The sequence below is a fragment of the Sorangium sp. So ce327 genome (genome assembly GCF_051530205.1).
Classification (GTDB): domain Bacteria; phylum Myxococcota_A; class Polyangia; order Polyangiales; family Polyangiaceae; genus Sorangium; species Sorangium cellulosum_B.
This window is the reverse complement of record NZ_CP150330.1, coordinates 9,084,327-9,099,317: the sequence shown is the minus strand read 5'-3', so window position 1 is coordinate 9,099,317 and position 14,991 is coordinate 9,084,327. Positions and strand designations below refer to the sequence as shown.

The window sequence follows — 14,991 nt, the reverse complement described above, 5'->3', positions numbered from 1 at the left end:
ATCAAGGCCGTTGGGTTTGCTTTCCGTATTCAGGGAGGTCGAGATGAAGCTTGTTTCCAAGAGCGCAATTGTCACCGGGGGTGGTCAGGGGATCGGTCTCGAGATCGCGAGAGACCTCATGAGTCGCGGCAGCAACGTGCTGCTCTTCGGCCGGACGGCGGCGAAGGTCGAGGCGGCGGCCGAGGAGCTGAACCGCGCGGCCGACGGGCCGGCGCGCGCGCTGCCCTTCCTGGGCGACGCGTCCCGCGCCGAAGACGTGTCGCGCGCCGTCGAGGCGGCGACGTCGGCGTTCGGATTGCCGGGGATCCTCGTGAACAACGCGGGGATCGCCACGCTCGCGCTCCTGACGGACCTGCCGGAGGAGGATTTCGACCGCGTCCTCGACATCAACCTGAAGGGCCCCTTCCTCTTCATGAAAGCGGTCGCCCGCGGCCTCATCGCCGCGAAACAGCCGGGCGCCGTCGTCAACATCAGCTCCATCAACCAGGTGCTGGCGACCGACGGCATGTCGCATTACTGCGCCTCCAAGGCGGCCCTCGCGCAGCTCACCAAGGTGGCCGCGTCCGAGCTCGGGCGCCACGGCATCCGGGTGAACGTGGTGGCGCCGGGGCTCATCCGGACGCCGCTCGTCGACGGCATCGGGTTCACGGCGGGGCTCAGCGCCCAGAGGTTCCTCGAGCGCACGCCGCTCGGGCGGATCGGGGAGACGACCGACGTGGCGCCCGTGGTCTCGTTCCTCTGCAGCGAGGAGGCGCGCTGGATCACCGGCGATACGGTGTTCGTCGACGGCGGGAACAACCTCCACGGCCTGCACAGCTACTGGGACACGATGAACGCCGGCCTCTGAGGGCCGCGCGTCTCCGAGGGGGCTCCTCCGGACCGGCACCCTCGGGCGCTGGCGCCGTGATGGGCGGGGGCCTGCGCCCGTCCGGCGACCCACCGCCGCCCTTCCCCTTCGTTTGCCGGACCACTGTCGCCCGCGGATGGCCTTATACTCCGCCGCGTGCTGCCGCTGCTCGCCCTGACCGTCATCGTCGTGCTGTGCCTTGGCTACCGCTTCTACGGGCGGATCGTCGCGCGCAACTACGCGCTCGACGACGGCGCCGTGACGCCCGCGGTGAAGGTGAACGACGGCGAGGACTACGTCCCCACGAAGCCGTTCTACCTCTTCGGGCAGCACTTCAGCGCCATCGCGGCCGCCGGGCCGATCGCGGGCCCCATCCTCGCCGGCCAGGCGTTCGGGTGGCTCCCGTGCATCCTCTGGATCGCGATCGGCGTCGTGTTCATCGGCGCGGTGCACGACTTCTCCGCGCTCATCGCGAGCGTCCGCCACGAGGCGGAGAGCGTCGCCGAGATCGCGAAGCGGCACATCGGCCGGCGCGCCTGGCTGTCGATGATGATCTTCATCTGGCTCGCGCTGTCCTACGTGATCGTCGCCTTCACGGACATCACGGCGAGCACCTTCGTCGGCAAGACCGAGGAGTTCGAGGGCGGCTCGTTCCAGTTCAACCCCGGCGGCGCCGTCGCCGCGGCGAGCGCCGCCTACCTCGGCCTCTCCATCGTCATGGGCGTCGTCGAGCGGTACCTCAAGCCGCCGCTCTGGCTCACCACGCTGATCTTCGTGCCCGCGACGCTCGGCGTCGTCTGGCTCGGCACGAAGATCTCGACAGCGTTCGTCCTGCCGCTCGACAACCCGCAGCGCGCGTTCGGCCTCATCATCCTCGTCTACTGCCTCATCGCCTCGCTCCTGCCGGTCTGGCTGCTCCTCCAGCCGCGCGGCTACCTGGGCGGGTTCGTCCTCTACATCGCGCTCGCGGTCGGCGTGATCGGCATCTTCTTTGGAAACCTCCGTTACCCCGGGGAGTTCGAGCTGCGGCAGCCCGCGTTCACCACGTTCAACGCCGGCGGCGCGACCGGCATGCTCTTCCCGTTCCTGTTCGTCACCATCGCCTGCGGCGCCTGCTCCGGCTTCCACGGGCTCGTCTGCTCGGGGACGACGTCGAAGCAGATCTCGAAGGAGACGCACACCCACCCGGTGGGCTACGGCGCGATGCTGGCCGAGGCGTTCGTCGCGCTGATCGCGCTCGCGACGCTCGTCATCGTGGCGCAGGGGACGAAGCTGGGCGGGCCGGGCAAGATCTACGGCGACGGGATCGGCAAGTTCCTCACCGTCATCATCGGCAAGGAGCACTTCCTGTTCGCCGCGACGTTCGGCGCCATGGCGTTCTCCACCTTCGTGTTCGACACGCTCGACGTCTCCACGCGCCTCAGCCGCTACATCCTCCAGGAGCTCTTCAACTGGAAGGGGCGCGTCGTGTCCGCGGCCGCGACCGCGATCTCGCTGGCGCCGCCCACGCTGTTCATCTTGACCGCGCGCCCGCCCGCACCCGGCGTGCGGCCCGCGTACCTCGACTTCTGGACGCTGTTCGGCACGAGCAACCAGCTGCTCGCGGCGCTGACGCTCCTCGCGGTCACCGTCTGGCTGCACCGCGAGAAGCGCCGCATCTGGTACACGGCGATCCCGATGGTGTTCGTCATGACGATCACCGTGTGGGCCCTCATCCTCCAGGTGCGGACCGCGTTCACCGCCGTGCGGACCGAGGGGCTCGCGCTCAACGCGACGACGATGAACGGCGTCGTGGGGCTCGCGCTGATCGGGCTCGCTGTGTCGATGATGGTCGAGTCGGTGAAGGCGCTCAAGAACGGCCCGGCCGCCGAGCCGGCGCCCGGGCCGGGTGCGCTGACGCGGTAGCGATCACCCCGCCGCGGCGCGCTCCCGCAGGCGCGCTTCGGCCAGCCGCTCGGCGGCGAGCTGCGGCGAAACGCCGTCGCTCGCCGCGATCTCGAGGACCCTGAGGACCGTGTCGTAGATCGCCTGGACGCGCCGGTGGACCTCGGCGCGGGACCAGCCGAAGAGATCCGCGCCGCCGCTCAGCACGCCGCCTGCGTTGGCCACGACATCCGGGATGTAGAGGACGCCGCGCGCGGCGAGCGCGTCGCCGTGGCGCGGCTCGAGGAGCTGGTTGTTGGCCGCGCCCGCGACGATCTCGGCCTTCAGCTCCTGCACGGCGCGGTCGTCGAGGACGCCGCCGAGCGCGCACGGGGCGAAGATGTCGGCCTGGGCCGAGGCGATCGCGTCCGGCGGCACGATCATGGCGCCGAGCTCGGCGGCGACGTGGCGGGCGCGATCCGGGTCGACGTCCGCGACGAGCAGCCGCGCGCCGAGCCGGTGGAGCTCCGCCGCGAGCCGGCCGCCGACGCTGCCGCAGCCCTGGAGCGCCACGGTCCGGCCCGCGAGCTCGTCGCTGCCCCACCGGTGGCGGGCCCCGGCCTGGATCGCGCGGAGCACGCCCCGCGCGGTCCACGGCGACGGGTCGCCGCCCTCGCCGGCGAGGCCCTTCACGTGGCGCGTCTCGCGCCGGATGAGCTCCATGTCCGCGGGGGTGGTGCCCACGTCCTCGCCGGTGATGAACCTGCCGCCGAGGCGCTCGATGAAGCGCCCGTGCGCGCGGAACAGCCGCTCCCGGTCGAGCGGCTCCGCGCCGCCGCGGAGGACGACCGCCTTGCCGCCGCCGACGTCCATCCCGGCGAGCGCGTTCTTGTAGGTCATCCCGCGCGACAGGCGCAGCGCGTCCACAAGCGCCGCCTCGTCGCTCGCGTACCCGAGGAGCCGCGTCCCGCCGAGCGCCGGGCCCAGCGCGGTGCTGTGGATCGCGATGATCGCGCGGTAACCCGCGGGCTCGTCCGCGCAGAACAGCACCTGCTCGTGCCCCATGGCGGCAAGGGTGTCGAACACGCTCTTCATGCCGCGCCGAGCGTACCATTCCGCGGCGAGACCACCCGGGCCGGCGCGCTCTGTGGACGGCCCGCGCGTCCCGCGCCGCAGCGTCCTGTCGAGCCGGGGCGGTCGGGGGCGGCCGGACCCGTCCGCCCTCACAGGTCCGAAAAGCGCCAGAGCCGCGGCGGCACCCGCGCTACGACGCCTGCATGCGGATCGACGAGGACGCGTGCTACCGCGCGCTCGAGACCCGCGACCGTCGCTTCGACGGTCGCTTCTTCACGGGGGTGCGCTCGACGGGCATCTACTGCCGCCCCATCTGCCCCGCGCGCACGCCGAAGCGGGAACGCTGCGTGTTCTTCCCCTCGGCGGCCGCCGCGCAGGAGGCCGGCTACCGCCCATGCCTGCGCTGCCGCCCCGAGGCCTCGCCCGGGACGCCCGCGTGGCTGGGCACGTCGGCCCTGGTCTCGCGGGCGCTCCGGCTCATCGCGGAGGGCGCGCTCGACGACGAGGACGCCCCGGCGCTCGCGGCGCGGCTCGGCGTGGGCGAGCGCCACCTGAGGCGGCTCTTCCTGCGGCACGTCGGCGCCTCCCCGCTCGCGGTGGCGCAGACGCGGCGCCTGCTCTTCGCGAAGAAGCTCCTCGACGAGACGGCGCTCTCCATGACCGAGGTGGCGCTCTCGTCGGGCTTCTCCAGCGTCCGCCGCTTCAACGACGCGATCCGCGCCGCCTACGAGCGCTCGCCGCGCGAGCTGCGAAGGGCCGTAGCGAAGCGGGGTGGGGGAGGGGAGGGTGGGGGTGGGGAGGCCAGGGGAAGGGAGGGCGGCGCGCCGGACATCGCGCTCCGCCTCCCGTTCCGGCCGCCGCTCGACTGGGGCGCGCTCGCGGGCTTCCTCGGCGCGCGCGCGATCCCCGGCGTGGAGTCGGCGGGCCCCGGCGCCTACCGCCGCACGGTGCGCGTCGCCGGCGGGCACGGCGTCGTCGAGGTGCGCGCGGCGCCCGGCGAGCCGTACCTCCTCGCGCGGCTGCGGCTGCCCGGCACGGAGGGGCTCATCCACTGCGCGGAGCGGCTGCGGCGGCTCTTCGACCTCGGCGCTGATCCCGACGCGATCGCCGCGCACCTCGGGGCCGATCCGCGGCTCGCCCCGCGGGTCCTGGCGATGCCGGGCGTGCGCGTGCCGGGCGCGTGGGACGGCTTCGAGCTCGCGGTGCGGGCGATCCTGGGCCAGCAGGTGAGCGTCCGCGCCGCGACGCAGCTCGCGGGCCGCCTTGTCGAGCGGCACGGCGAGCCGCTCGCGGTCCGCGGCGGCCTGCCCGAGGGCGCCGAGGGGCTCCGCTTCGTCTTCCCGGCGCCCGAGGCGCTCGCCGCGGCCGATCTGACGGACCTCGGCCTGCCGCGCGCCCGCGCCGCGACGATCACGGCGCTCGCGGCGCGCGTGGCCTCCGGCGAGGTCGCGCTCGACGCCTCGCGCGGCCTGGACGAGACGGTGCGCGCGCTCTGCGCGGTCCCGGGCGTCGGCGCGTGGACCGCGCACTACATCGCGATGCGCGCGCTGCGCGAGCCGGACGCGTTCCCGGCCACGGATCTCGGCCTGCGGCGCGCGCTCGGCGGCGTCTCCGGCGCGGATCTCGCGGCCATGGCGGAGGCGTGGCGCCCGTGGCGCGCCTACGCCGCGGTGCTGTTGTGGACAGCGGACGCGCAGGGCGCGCGGCCCGCGGAGAGGGAGGTGTCGAATGGATCTCTTGCTGGATGAGGTCGAGTCGCCGCTCGGGGTCATGCTCCTCGCGGCCGGCGGCGGCGCGGTCCACGGGCTCGATTTCTCGGACTGCGCGCCCCGCCTTCGCACCTTGCTGGAGGCGCGCTACGGCGCGGTCACGCTGCGCAGCGCCGCGGATCCTTACGGCCTGTCCGGCCGACTGAGGGCCTACTGGCGCGGCGATCTCGCCGCGCTCTCCGACATCCCCGTCGAGCCCGGCGGCACCGCCTTCCAGCGCCGCGTATGGGCGGAGGTCCGGCGCATCCCTCCCGGCGCGACGCGCGCTTACGGGGAGGTCGCGGCGTCGCTAGGTCAACCGTCGGCGTCCCGCGCCGTCGGCCTGGCGAACGGCCGGAATCCTGTCTGTCTGATCATCCCGTGTCACCGGGTCATCGGGGCCGGCGGAGAGCTCACGGGGTATGCCGGCGGCCTGGAGAGGAAGCGGTGGCTGCTCGCGCACGAGGGCGCCTCAGGGGAAGCAGGAGAGCGGCTGCTCCGCCTCTAGGATGTAAACGCAACCCATCAAGGCGAGGCAGCTGCTGTGCTCGTCGAACTCAAACGAGCAGCGGGACTCGCACCTGCTGTCGACGGTCCCGCCGCAGCGCTCCTCGATGCAGCAGTACATCGCCGCCTGGGTCTCCCGGCACATCGTCCGCGCCCCGCAGGCCTCGATCTGGTGGCTGATGCAGTCGAGGCAGTTGAAGGATTGGCCGGCGAACGAGCGGGGGGGTGTGGTGTCCGCTTCGAGGCAATCGAGAAGGCACCCGTCCCCCTCGCACGTCTCGACGCACGTCCGCGTCTCGGCCGTGCACCGCGGCAGGAGCGTGACCGGCAACGCTTCGAACGGCTCCGAGCACGCCGCCGGGACGCACGTGCCGCTTCGCCCGCACTCGGTGAACCGGTCCTCGCAGAGCACGCCATCGCAACAAGGCTCGTTGAGACTGCCGCACGACAGGCACTTGCCGTCGGTGCAGTTCTCCCCGTCGTCACAGGCGGTGCCGCAGGTGCCGCAATGGTTCCGGTCCGTGGAGAGGTCCGCGCAGGCGGACCCGCACAGCGTGAGGCCCCCCGGGCACGTGCACTGCCCGCCCTCGCAGGTCGTGCCCGCGGGGCACGACGCCCCGCAGGCGCCGCAGTTCTTCGGGTCGGACTGAACGTCGATGCAGTGAAACCCCGAGGAGCCATCCAGCGGGCAGTACCCCTGCCCGGCCGGGCACTCGCACCGCCCGCTCACGCAGCGCGCATCGTCGGCGCCGCAGAGGGCGCTGTCCTCGCCCTCGTCGGCCGTGCCGTTGCAGTTGTTGTCGGCGCCGTCGCACAGCTCGGCGAGCGTCGGGGCGTTGCGCGGATCGTCATCGTCGCAGTCCGTGCCGCCGCAGATCACGGGCAGCGCGTCGTCCCCGTCGCCGTCCAGCCCCTCGAAGACGCACTGCCGGAGCGACTCGTTGCAGCGCTCTTCCTGGGTGCACGGATCCGCGTCCACGCAGTCGGCCGGCGACGCGCACGCCTTGTCGTTGACGCAGGCGCCCCTCGCCCGATCACAGCGCCCGCTCGGACAGCGGGCGTCGTCCGCCTCCGACTCGCACCGACCGCCGACGCAGCGATCGACCGTACAGGGGACGCCGTCCGCGCAGTCCTGCGCGCTCTCGCAGGGATCGCCTGACCCTTGCTGTGGCGCGCTGCCCTTGCAGCTCGCGAAGAGGAGGGCCGCCGACGCAACCAGCGAGGACAGACGAAGGAGAAAGGCGGTACGGCGTGTCAGCAGAGAGGTTTTCACGAGGCGCTCTTACGACGATAGGTTCGGCCGCGACCTCCCCACAAGCCGAGCGCCGCTTTGCGACGGCGCGCCTCGAGGAGCGCCGCGTCGAGCCGCAGGCGATCGGGCGCGGTCATGGCCGCGCGCTCCTGGCGCACGCGCGCGACGAAGCGCGGCGACGCGGGTACCGCGTCCTCGTGATCCAGGGAGATCCGAGCGCCGCGCGGTTTTACGAGGCCTGCGGCGCGCGGCGCGTGGGCGAGAAGGGCTCTGCCAGCATCCCTGGCCGGCTGCTCCCGGCGCGCTCTCGAACAGCTCGGCAGGTGATCTGATGTAGCTGCCGCGCGGCGCTCCGGTCGACCCCACGGGTGGTCTTGTGTGGCTGCCGCGCTTTCAGCAGAACCAGTGTCGATAAACGACAAACGCGTTGAGCCCTGGTGACGGATTTGCCCGCCCGGGCTGTTGAGGAGGCCATCTGTCCACGATAGCGCCGTCGTGTGCGGGGGTTGGTTCGGGCGAGCTCGGGCGAGGTGGGATCCGCTGAAGGCGAACGGCGGCGTCGGCCGCGGTGCCTCGAGGAATGAATCGAGGAGGGGTCAGGATGAGAACCGTGCGTTCTTCGGCGGTGGTTGGGTTGTGGATCGGCGCGTTCGCCATGCCGGGTTGCACTCAAATTGGCTCGGACAGCGACGATGTTGGAGGGGGTTTCCCTTTCCCCCCCAGCACGTCGTCGGGCTGGGTCCAGCGTAGAGGTGATTCATATCGTGGGTCCGTACGAGTTCACGACCGGCGTGGAGCCGATGAAGATCAACGAGTTCATGCCCGTAGAAGGCTCGCGGCTGACCCACATCGCCGAGTGATCCCCCGGCCCCACGCGGCCCGGGAGAGCTGCCGCTGGCAGAAGGCTACTTCTTCCCGCCGAGCAGCGACGCGATCGTCGGATAGTCGCTGTCCTCGACGGCGCCCTGGATCACGCACGTCACCTGCCCGCTCGGCGCCGCGAGCGCGTGGATCGGCAGCTCGGTCGTCTCCTTCACGCCGAGCGCCCGCAGCCACGCCGCCCGCTGGGGCCCGTCGGGCAGCCAGTACGAGGCGCGCACCCCGGTGCCCGGCTGCGCCTCGAGGAACCGCGACAGCTGCCGCTCGTCGTCGTCGATCGAGATGAACGCCAGGTCGACGAGCACGCCGGCCGCCCGCAGCTTCTGCTGCCACCCGAGCAGCCGAGGCATCTCCTCCAGGCACGGCTTGCACCACGCCGCCCAGAAGTTCACCCACACCCACTTGCCGACGCCGAACCCGATGTTCGCCGGCAGCTTCTCCGCGCCGCCGGCGGCGACCGCCGTGAGCCCGCCCGCCGAGGGCGCAGGCCGCGGCGACTGCCCCGCGCACAGGAGCCGCGGCGCGGCCGGCGCCGCCCCCGCCGTGGCGCTCGCCGGCGCCGTGGCGCTCGCGGGCGCCGCGGCCCCCGGCGCCGTCACCGCGTTGCTCCGCCCCTGGCCGGGCGTCGGGGGCGGCGGCAGATCGGCCTTCTTGTCCGCGTCGCACCCGCCCGCGAGCCCCGCGGCCACGGCGAGGGCCACGAAGGCGCCCCGGAGGGCGCCGCTCCTCCTCGCGGGGCTCACAGCTGACAGTCCACCCACGAGACGAAGGCGCTCCGGTTGATGGCCTCGGCCGTACATGCCTTGTTCTTGCGCGAGACGTTCCATTGGCAGTATTCCGCGCCGAGCTGCGCGAACTCGTTCCCGAGCCACAGCATCCCGACCTTCTTGTCCAGGTCCTGCTCCTTGAACTTGTCGGAGATGTCGAAGAACGCGCTGTTCGCGCGCTTGTGCGACAGCGTCCGGTTGAACTCCGGCCCACCCGTCTTCGACGCGCGAGCGACGATGAAGAAATAGCGGGCGCCGCGCCGATCGAGCCACATCTCCTCGATCATCTTCTTGCCGTCGTCGTCGAGCTTCTCCGAGGCGTCGTCGAACATCACGACCCCGCCGCGCTGCCTCAGCGGCGTGAAGAGCGCGTTGAAGTCGTCGTCGCTGATCGACGCGAGCGTCTTCACGTCGGCCGGCTGGCACCCGCGCCGCGCCTCCGCCCCGACCAGGCCGCACGCGTTGAGCACCCGCTGCAGCACCGTCTTGAACGCGGGCGTGCAATACGGCGCCTCGGCGTCGTTGGCGATGGCCACGGCCGGCTTCACCGCCGCGGCCACACCCGTCTTCAGGCGCTGCGACGCGGCCTGCACCTCGCTGTGCACCGTCACCCCGGACGCGACAAGAAGCGCGCACCCGGCCACGATCCCGATGATCCCTGCGCCTCTCATGATCTCCTCACTTCGTCCGGAGCGCCGGCGCGAGCTGCCTTATCGCGTACGACATCCCGATGTCCGTATCTTCGTCGCAGAGCCGCGTCGTGCCCAGGAACATCTGCGGCGTCGAGACAGGGAGCTTGTTGTCCACGATGTAGCGGAGCATACGGTTCAGCCGCAGCGCCGTCTCCTTCGAGTCCATGCATGCGTCGAGCCCCGGCCAGCGCTGCCGGATCGCCGCCTGCACGTTGGCGATGCCCGCGCCCGCCTTCGCGCCCTCGAGCAGCGTCTCCTGGTTCTCGTAGGCCCACTCGAGCACATCCATCGCCCGGTGATCGCTGCACAGGATGGCCTTCGAGAGGAGGCACGCGCCCGGGTGCACCGGCCGGTCGAGCATCCAGTTGCACTCGCTGTCCAGCGGGAAGAGCACCACCGTCGCGTCGAGCTTCTCCCACACCCCCTCGGACACGAGCCGCTGGTGGAACGCCTTGCAGGTCGGGCAGAGCGGGTCGACGAAGAGGGTCGCCGGCTGCACCGCGCCCGGGCGCGTCACGTGGAGCAGCGCCCCGTTGGGCTCGGCCGGCTTCTCCAGCTTGCCGCAGCCGGTCATGTAGCTCGCGTAGCTCGGCAGCGCGCTCGCGTAGAGCAGCGCCGGCGTCACCGTGCACACGGCGAGCGCGACGAGCCACCCCGGCAGGAGCAGCAGCGAGCCCACGCGGCGCGGGGGGGAGGCGGGCGCTGCGGCGGCGCCGCCCGGCCCGTCGACCCCGAGGGGCGCCCCGGGCACGGTGGGCCCCACCCCGGTCGCGCCTGCCGACGAGGGCGCGCGGGGCGCCGCGCTGGACCAGGCCGCGGCGCGGGCCGCCCTGCGGTCCTCGAGGAACGCCCAGACGCCGCCGGCCGCGAGCAGCGCCGACGAGACGTACATGCCGACGCACGTCTTGCAGAACACCCCGAGGCGCACCGCCGAGATGGTCGCCATCAGGAGCGACACGGCGAGCGGCGTGAGGCCCGCGACGAACAGGAAGTGCGCCGCGCGCCGCGGCGCGTGCTGGGCCGAGAGCAGCACATAGAGCGCGAACGCCGCGAAGAACGCGAACGCCCCCAGGGCGAACAGCGAGATGGGGATACCGCCCCAGAAGCTCTCGCGGAACAGGGCGGAGTAGGGGCTGTACATGGCCACGCGGCACGCGGTGTCGGCGCCCGCCTGCGCGCCGAGGCCCGGGACGAAGCTGCAGTGCAGGTCGTGGACCTGCCGGTCGAGGTGCCGGATGTAATCGAACGTCGATGAGGCGCTGAACGCGAGTCCCAGGAGCGACCCGCTGAGCGCGAGCGCCGCAGGCCCGCGAGGTCCACGACTGCCTGACATGGCCGAGTGGATTACGCGACGTCGGGCAACGCGTCAAATAAGGACGTCTGTGCGCGCGGGCGTCGCCCGCCCGCGATGACGCACGCGCCTCGCGATGCGCGGTCCCGGGGAGCGGTCGCCCCGCGCCCCGCGCCCCGCGCCACGCGCGTCGCGACCGCGATGCGCTGAGCCCGCCGGCAGGCTTTGCCGAGCCCGCCGGCCCAGCGGCGCGCGCCGCCAGGCGCTGGTCGGCGTTGCCCACGCGATCGGCCGCTGCTAGGAGCCGGCCCGGGGGGATTCGGGATCCCAGAGCCAACCGATGACGACCTCTGCACCCGGCGCGGCGAGCGGCGCGCCCCTTCCTGTGAAGCTCGGCCCGTTCGATGCCGAGTTCCTCGCGGACCTCCCTTACGAACCCTCGGTGCTCTTCTTCGACGAGCTCCTCGAGGTGGACGCCGAGAAGGGCCTCGTGCGCTGTCGCATGCCGACCGACAGGCCGATGCCGCTCGTCGACGCGCAGCGGGCGCACCCGCTGCTGCACCCGCGCCACGTCGCCGGCGCCATCATGGTGCACGCGACGGGGATGCTCGGCTTCGTGCACGCCTACCACCTGCTCGGGTTGCGCCACCGCGAGGGCTGGATCGGTTATGGCACCAACATTCACCGGGTGGTCTTTCGCAAGCTGGTCCAGCCGGGCGCGCCCATCGAGGCGACGTGCGTGGCGACGCGCTCCCGGCTCGGCGTCAAGCGGCACATGATCCGCTATTCGTTCGAGTTCCGTCACGAAGGCAGCGTCTGTTACGAGGGCGATCAGACCGCCGTGTGGATGCGCGTGCACGACGTTCCAGCCACGGATTCCCGACCCGCGCTCGAGGACCCGGAGCGATCCCTCGCTTGACCCGCGCGTTCGTCTCGTCTACCCGCCCTCCCCATGCAGGATTTCGATGCAGGATCGATCGTCCCGTCCACACGCGATCTTCTCCAGGTGATCTCCACCCGCAGGAAGAACATGGCTCTTGTCGGGCTCGTCGGCTCGGAGGCGCCCGCGGAGGACGCGGCGCGGCTGCATGAGCTCAACATCTCCGCGCTCGCGTTCGCCGAGGCAGGGCCCGCCATGCAGGGGGCCGCGCGGGCGACGAGGACGGTGCCGTCGCTCTGCCTGTCGCGGGTGAGCGATCGCGACGGCGCCCTCGCGGCGCGCTACCACGGGGCGGACGGGGTCTGCATCGACGCGACGCTGCCGCTCGACGACTGGGACCGCCTCGCGAAGGGGGCGAGGACGATGCGCATGCTCCCGCTCGCGCTGGCGGAGAGCAAGGAGGGGGCCGAGGCCGCCGCGAAGGTCGGCGCGCGCGCGGTCCTGGTCCGGGGCGCGTCGGCGGAGGCGGTGATCGAGGCCGTCGCGTCGCTCCCGAGGGCGCTCACCGTCGTCGCCGAGGTGCTCTCGGCCGACGTCGACGCGCTCCGCCGCCTCGTCGGCCACGTCGACGCGGCGATCGTCCCGCCGGGCGTCCACAAGTCGGCTCAGTTCCCGGCGCTCGTCGCCGAGGTCGATCCCTGAGCGCTGAAAGTTCGGGCCGCCCCTCGACGGCGCGGGCTCCCTCCTCCACGATCCGGCCTCGATGAGCAACGCTCACGGACTGGAAGAGCGGCGGCGCGCGCTCCGCGAAGGGGCGCTCGTGCAGGCCATGCCCGAGCTCGGGACGCTGATCGTCACCGGCTCGGACCGGCAGACCTGGTTGAACGGCCTGGTCACCTGCGATCTCGCGCCGCAGAAGCCGCTGCCTGCCGGGGCGAAGGCCGCGCCCCCCGCGGGCGGCGCGTACGGGCTCAACGTGGGGAAGACGGGGAAGATCTTCGCCGAGGTGTGGATCGTGATCGCGGACGATCGCATCTACGTCGGCGCGCTGCGGGAGCGCGTCGAGCAGCTCCGCGAGCTCTTCGACCGCCACCTCATCATGGAGGACGCCGAGGTCCAGGACGCCTCCGGCGAGCACGCCTGGGTCTTCGTCCACGGCCCGCGGTCCGCCGATCTCGCGGCGGCCGGGCGCGCGGCCGGCGCCGAGGCCGCGATCGTCGACTGGACCGGCCTCGGGGGCGCGCTGCTCGTGGCGCCCCGGCAGGCCGAGGGCGCCGTCCTCGAGGCGCTCCTCGCCGAGGGCGAGGCCCGCGCGGTCCTGCCGGTCACGGCGGCGGCGTGGGAGGCGCTCCGGGTCGAGAACAACGTCCCGCGGTTCGGCGTCGACTTCGACGACCAGAACTTCCCGCAGGAGGCCTCGATCGAGGAGCGCGCCGTCTCGTTCAGCAAGGGGTGCTACCTGGGGCAGGAGACGGTGTTCATGCTCCAGGCGCGCGGCCACGCCAAGAAGCGGCTCGTGCAGCTCGCCGTCGAGGGGGAGGGCGGCGTGCCCGCGGGCGCGGAGATCGCGCTGCCCGACGGCGCGGCGGTCGGCGCCGTCACGAGCCAGGTCGAGGACCCGCGCGGGACAGGGCTGCTCGCGCTCGGCTACGTCAAATACAAACACGCCGTCCAGGGCACGGCGCTCCGGGTCGCCGGCCGGGCGGCCGAGATCACGCGGGCGCCGAAGGCGGGGGACGGGCCGGGTCGGGCCAAGGTCTAGCGCCCCGCCGTCGCGGACGGACGGCGGGCCGGAGGAGCGCGGATAAGCGATCTCAGGGGAAGATCTCGCGCTCTCCATACACCGCGGCGAGCCGCTGCAGCGCCACGGCATAGGCGGCGAGGCGCAGCGTGCACTTCTTCTGCCGCGCCATCTCGGTCACCTCGCGGTAGGCCCGCTTCATCGCCTTCTCGAGCCGGGAGTCGACCTCCTCGAGCGTCCATGTCTCCGAGCGCTTGTTCTGCACCCACTCGTAGTAGCTCACCGTGACGCCGCCCGAGTTGGCGAGGACGTCGGGAAGGATATGGATCCCGCGCTCCAGGAGGATCTTCTCCCCCTCAGGGGTGCACGGCCCGTTCGCGCCCTCGGCCACGAGGCGGACCTGCAGCCAGCTCGCCTCCTCCACGCCGACCTGGTTCTCCAGGGCCGCCGGGATGAAGATGTCCGCCTTGAGCCGGAAGAACTCCTCTCGGCTGATCGGCTTGCCGGCAGGGTAGCCCGCGATCGAGCGGTTCTTCTTCACGTAGTCCTGCAGCTTGTGCGGATTGAACCCCTCCGGATTGTAGAGATACCCGGTGTGATCGCCGACAGCGACGGTCGAGGCGCCGAGCTTCGACAGGAGCACGGCCGTGTGCGAGCCGACGTTGCCGAAGCCCTGCACGAGCAGCGTCGAGCCCCCGAGGTTCACGTCGTTGTCCTCGGCCCACTCGGTGATGCAGTGGACGACCCCCTGGCCCGTCGCCTTCTCGCGACCGTACGTGCCGCCGGACGCCACCGGCTTGCCCGTCACGACGCCCTTCACCGCCTGCTTGAAGAGCTGGCCGACGGTGTTCATGTACGTGTCCATGGCCCAGGCCATGGTCTTTGCGTCGGTGCCCATGTCGGGAGCCGGGATGTCCGTCTCCGGGCCGATGTTTCCGCCGAGCGCATGGAAGAAGCGGCGGGTGATCCTCTGGAGCTCGGCGCGCGACACCTCGTTCGGGTTGAACTTGATCCCCCCTTTCCCGCCGCCGAGCGGCAGGTTCATGAGCGCGCACTTCCACGTCATCATCGCGGCCAGCGCCTTGAGGTCATCGAGCGATACCGTCTCGTGGTATCGAATGCCCCCCTTGAACGGCCCGAGGAGGTTGTTGTGCTGGATCCTGTAACCCTTGAAGAGCCGGATGCTGCCGTCATCCATCCGTACAGGGAAATTGACGATGATCTCGTTCTTCGGCTGGCTCAGGATCGTGGTGATGTAACCCGGCAGCTCGATCAGCCGGGCAGCCTCGTCGAGATAACCCTGGACGACTTTGAAGAACTCGTATTTGTGCCTGTGGCTCGGAGCAGCAGGGACGCTCACAGGCGAAGTCGTGGTCTTGGTACTGAGCTGTTCTTCCATGGCTATGTAACTTTCTAGTGCGCTGAGCCCTTCCGTTCAACGTCGGGCGCA

At 71.9% G+C, this 14,991-nt stretch carries 14 protein-coding genes; 8 read left to right on the top strand and 6 right to left on the bottom strand.

Annotation, left to right across the window (positions count from 1 at the left end; translation table 11 throughout):
* The first annotated feature begins 43 nt into the window (after positions 1 to 43).
* Both WME95_RS34020 and WME95_RS34015 read left to right on the top strand, forming a co-directional pair.
* Positions 44 to 847 (top strand): SDR family NAD(P)-dependent oxidoreductase, encoded by an 804-nt coding sequence (locus WME95_RS34020; RefSeq protein ID WP_437903523.1) that lies wholly within the window; start codon positions 44 to 46, stop codon positions 845 to 847.
* A gap of 156 nt (positions 848 to 1,003) precedes the next feature.
* A complete protein-coding gene (locus WME95_RS34015; RefSeq protein ID WP_437903522.1) occupies positions 1,004 to 2,752 on the top strand; it encodes a carbon starvation CstA family protein in 1,749 nt (582 codons plus the stop codon).
* 3 nt (positions 2,753 to 2,755) lie between these two features.
* On the opposite strand, the gene WME95_RS34010 is transcribed toward WME95_RS34015, so the two are convergent.
* Positions 2,756 to 3,805 carry a Glu/Leu/Phe/Val dehydrogenase dimerization domain-containing protein gene (locus WME95_RS34010; protein WP_437903521.1) on the bottom strand — a complete coding sequence of 350 codons (1,050 nt, stop codon included), beginning with the start codon at positions 3,803 to 3,805 and terminating at the stop codon, positions 2,756 to 2,758.
* Between the two features lie 182 nt (positions 3,806 to 3,987).
* On the opposite strand from WME95_RS34010, the gene WME95_RS34005 reads away from it, so the two are divergent.
* On the top strand, positions 3,988 to 5,532 hold the full coding sequence (locus WME95_RS34005; RefSeq protein WP_437903520.1) for an AlkA N-terminal domain-containing protein: 1,545 nt from the start codon (positions 3,988 to 3,990) through the stop codon (positions 5,530 to 5,532).
* Positions 5,513 to 6,040 (top strand): methylated-DNA--[protein]-cysteine S-methyltransferase, encoded by a 528-nt coding sequence (locus WME95_RS34000; protein ID WP_437903519.1) that lies wholly within the window; start codon positions 5,513 to 5,515, stop codon positions 6,038 to 6,040. Before WME95_RS34005 ends, WME95_RS34000 begins: the two co-directional genes overlap by 20 nt.
* Here the strand turns inward: WME95_RS34000 and WME95_RS33995 are convergent.
* On the bottom strand, positions 6,005 to 7,312 hold the full coding sequence (locus WME95_RS33995; RefSeq protein WP_437903518.1) for a MopE-related protein: 1,308 nt from the start codon (positions 7,310 to 7,312) through the stop codon (positions 6,005 to 6,007). The genes WME95_RS34000 and WME95_RS33995 overlap by 36 nt on opposite strands.
* On the opposite strand from WME95_RS33995, the gene WME95_RS33990 reads away from it, so the two are divergent.
* Positions 7,207 to 7,623 carry a GNAT family N-acetyltransferase gene (locus WME95_RS33990; protein WP_437903517.1) on the top strand — a complete coding sequence of 139 codons (417 nt, stop codon included), beginning with the start codon at positions 7,207 to 7,209 and terminating at the stop codon, positions 7,621 to 7,623. The two genes, WME95_RS33995 and WME95_RS33990, sit on opposite strands and share 106 nt — an antisense overlap.
* A 573-nt stretch (positions 7,624 to 8,196) precedes the next feature.
* Here the strand turns inward: WME95_RS33990 and WME95_RS33985 are convergent.
* Genes WME95_RS33985 through WME95_RS33975 form a run of 3 tightly spaced genes read right to left on the bottom strand, consistent with a single transcriptional unit; the run spans position 8,197 to position 10,962 of the window.
* A complete protein-coding gene (locus tag WME95_RS33985; protein ID WP_437903516.1) occupies positions 8,197 to 8,913 on the bottom strand; it encodes a thioredoxin-like domain-containing protein in 717 nt (238 codons plus the stop codon).
* The gene (locus tag WME95_RS33980; protein ID WP_437543395.1) at positions 8,910 to 9,608 is read right to left on the bottom strand and encodes a hypothetical protein; all 699 of its coding nucleotides are present in this window, start codon (positions 9,606 to 9,608) and stop codon (positions 8,910 to 8,912) included. The genes WME95_RS33985 and WME95_RS33980 overlap by 4 nt, the downstream gene beginning before the upstream one ends.
* A gap of 7 nt (positions 9,609 to 9,615) precedes the next feature.
* Positions 9,616 to 10,962 carry a vitamin K epoxide reductase family protein gene (locus WME95_RS33975; protein WP_437903515.1) on the bottom strand — a complete coding sequence of 449 codons (1,347 nt, stop codon included), beginning with the start codon at positions 10,960 to 10,962 and terminating at the stop codon, positions 9,616 to 9,618.
* A 298-nt stretch (positions 10,963 to 11,260) separates the two neighbouring features.
* Between WME95_RS33975 and WME95_RS33970 the strand changes: the two genes are divergently transcribed.
* From WME95_RS33970 to ygfZ, 3 genes are all read left to right on the top strand, one after another.
* Positions 11,261 to 11,839, top strand: a complete 579-nt coding sequence (locus WME95_RS33970; protein WP_437903514.1) for a hypothetical protein — start codon at positions 11,261 to 11,263, stop codon at positions 11,837 to 11,839.
* A 33-nt stretch (positions 11,840 to 11,872) separates the two neighbouring features.
* On the top strand, positions 11,873 to 12,502 hold the full coding sequence (locus WME95_RS33965; protein WP_437903513.1) for a hypothetical protein: 630 nt from the start codon (positions 11,873 to 11,875) through the stop codon (positions 12,500 to 12,502).
* A 61-nt stretch (positions 12,503 to 12,563) separates the two neighbouring features.
* Positions 12,564 to 13,562: a CAF17-like 4Fe-4S cluster assembly/insertion protein YgfZ gene (gene ygfZ / locus WME95_RS33960; RefSeq protein WP_437903512.1), complete on the top strand. Its 999-nt coding sequence runs from the start codon at positions 12,564 to 12,566 to the stop codon at positions 13,560 to 13,562.
* 52 nt (positions 13,563 to 13,614) lie between these two features.
* Here the strand turns inward: ygfZ and WME95_RS33955 are convergent, their stop codons facing one another.
* Positions 13,615 to 14,940: a Glu/Leu/Phe/Val family dehydrogenase gene (locus tag WME95_RS33955; RefSeq protein WP_437903511.1), complete on the bottom strand. Its 1,326-nt coding sequence runs from the start codon at positions 14,938 to 14,940 to the stop codon at positions 13,615 to 13,617.
* Positions 14,941 to 14,991 lie beyond the last annotated feature (51 nt).

What these genes read in the sequence shown, in the direction of transcription:
- WME95_RS34000 (WP_437903519.1), top strand. Translation starts at nt 5,513, where the DNA reads ATGGATCTCTTGCTGGATGAGGTCGAGTCGCCGCTCGGGGTCATGCTC.
- WME95_RS33965 (WP_437903513.1), top strand. Translation starts at nt 11,873, where the DNA reads ATGCAGGATTTCGATGCAGGATCGATCGTCCCGTCCACACGCGATCTT.
- WME95_RS34020 (WP_437903523.1), top strand. Translation starts at nt 44, where the DNA reads ATGAAGCTTGTTTCCAAGAGCGCAATTGTCACCGGGGGTGGTCAGGGG.
- WME95_RS33955 (WP_437903511.1), bottom strand. Translation starts at nt 14,940, where the DNA reads ATGGAAGAACAGCTCAGTACCAAGACCACGACTTCGCCTGTGAGCGTC.
- WME95_RS34010 (WP_437903521.1), bottom strand. Translation starts at nt 3,805, where the DNA reads ATGAAGAGCGTGTTCGACACCCTTGCCGCCATGGGGCACGAGCAGGTG.
- WME95_RS33975 (WP_437903515.1), bottom strand. Translation starts at nt 10,962, where the DNA reads ATGTCAGGCAGTCGTGGACCTCGCGGGCCTGCGGCGCTCGCGCTCAGC.
- WME95_RS33980 (WP_437543395.1), bottom strand. Translation starts at nt 9,608, where the DNA reads ATGAGAGGCGCAGGGATCATCGGGATCGTGGCCGGGTGCGCGCTTCTT.
- WME95_RS33970 (WP_437903514.1), top strand. Translation starts at nt 11,261, where the DNA reads ATGACGACCTCTGCACCCGGCGCGGCGAGCGGCGCGCCCCTTCCTGTG.
- ygfZ (WP_437903512.1), top strand. Translation starts at nt 12,564, where the DNA reads ATGAGCAACGCTCACGGACTGGAAGAGCGGCGGCGCGCGCTCCGCGAA.
- WME95_RS34005 (WP_437903520.1), top strand. Translation starts at nt 3,988, where the DNA reads ATGCGGATCGACGAGGACGCGTGCTACCGCGCGCTCGAGACCCGCGAC.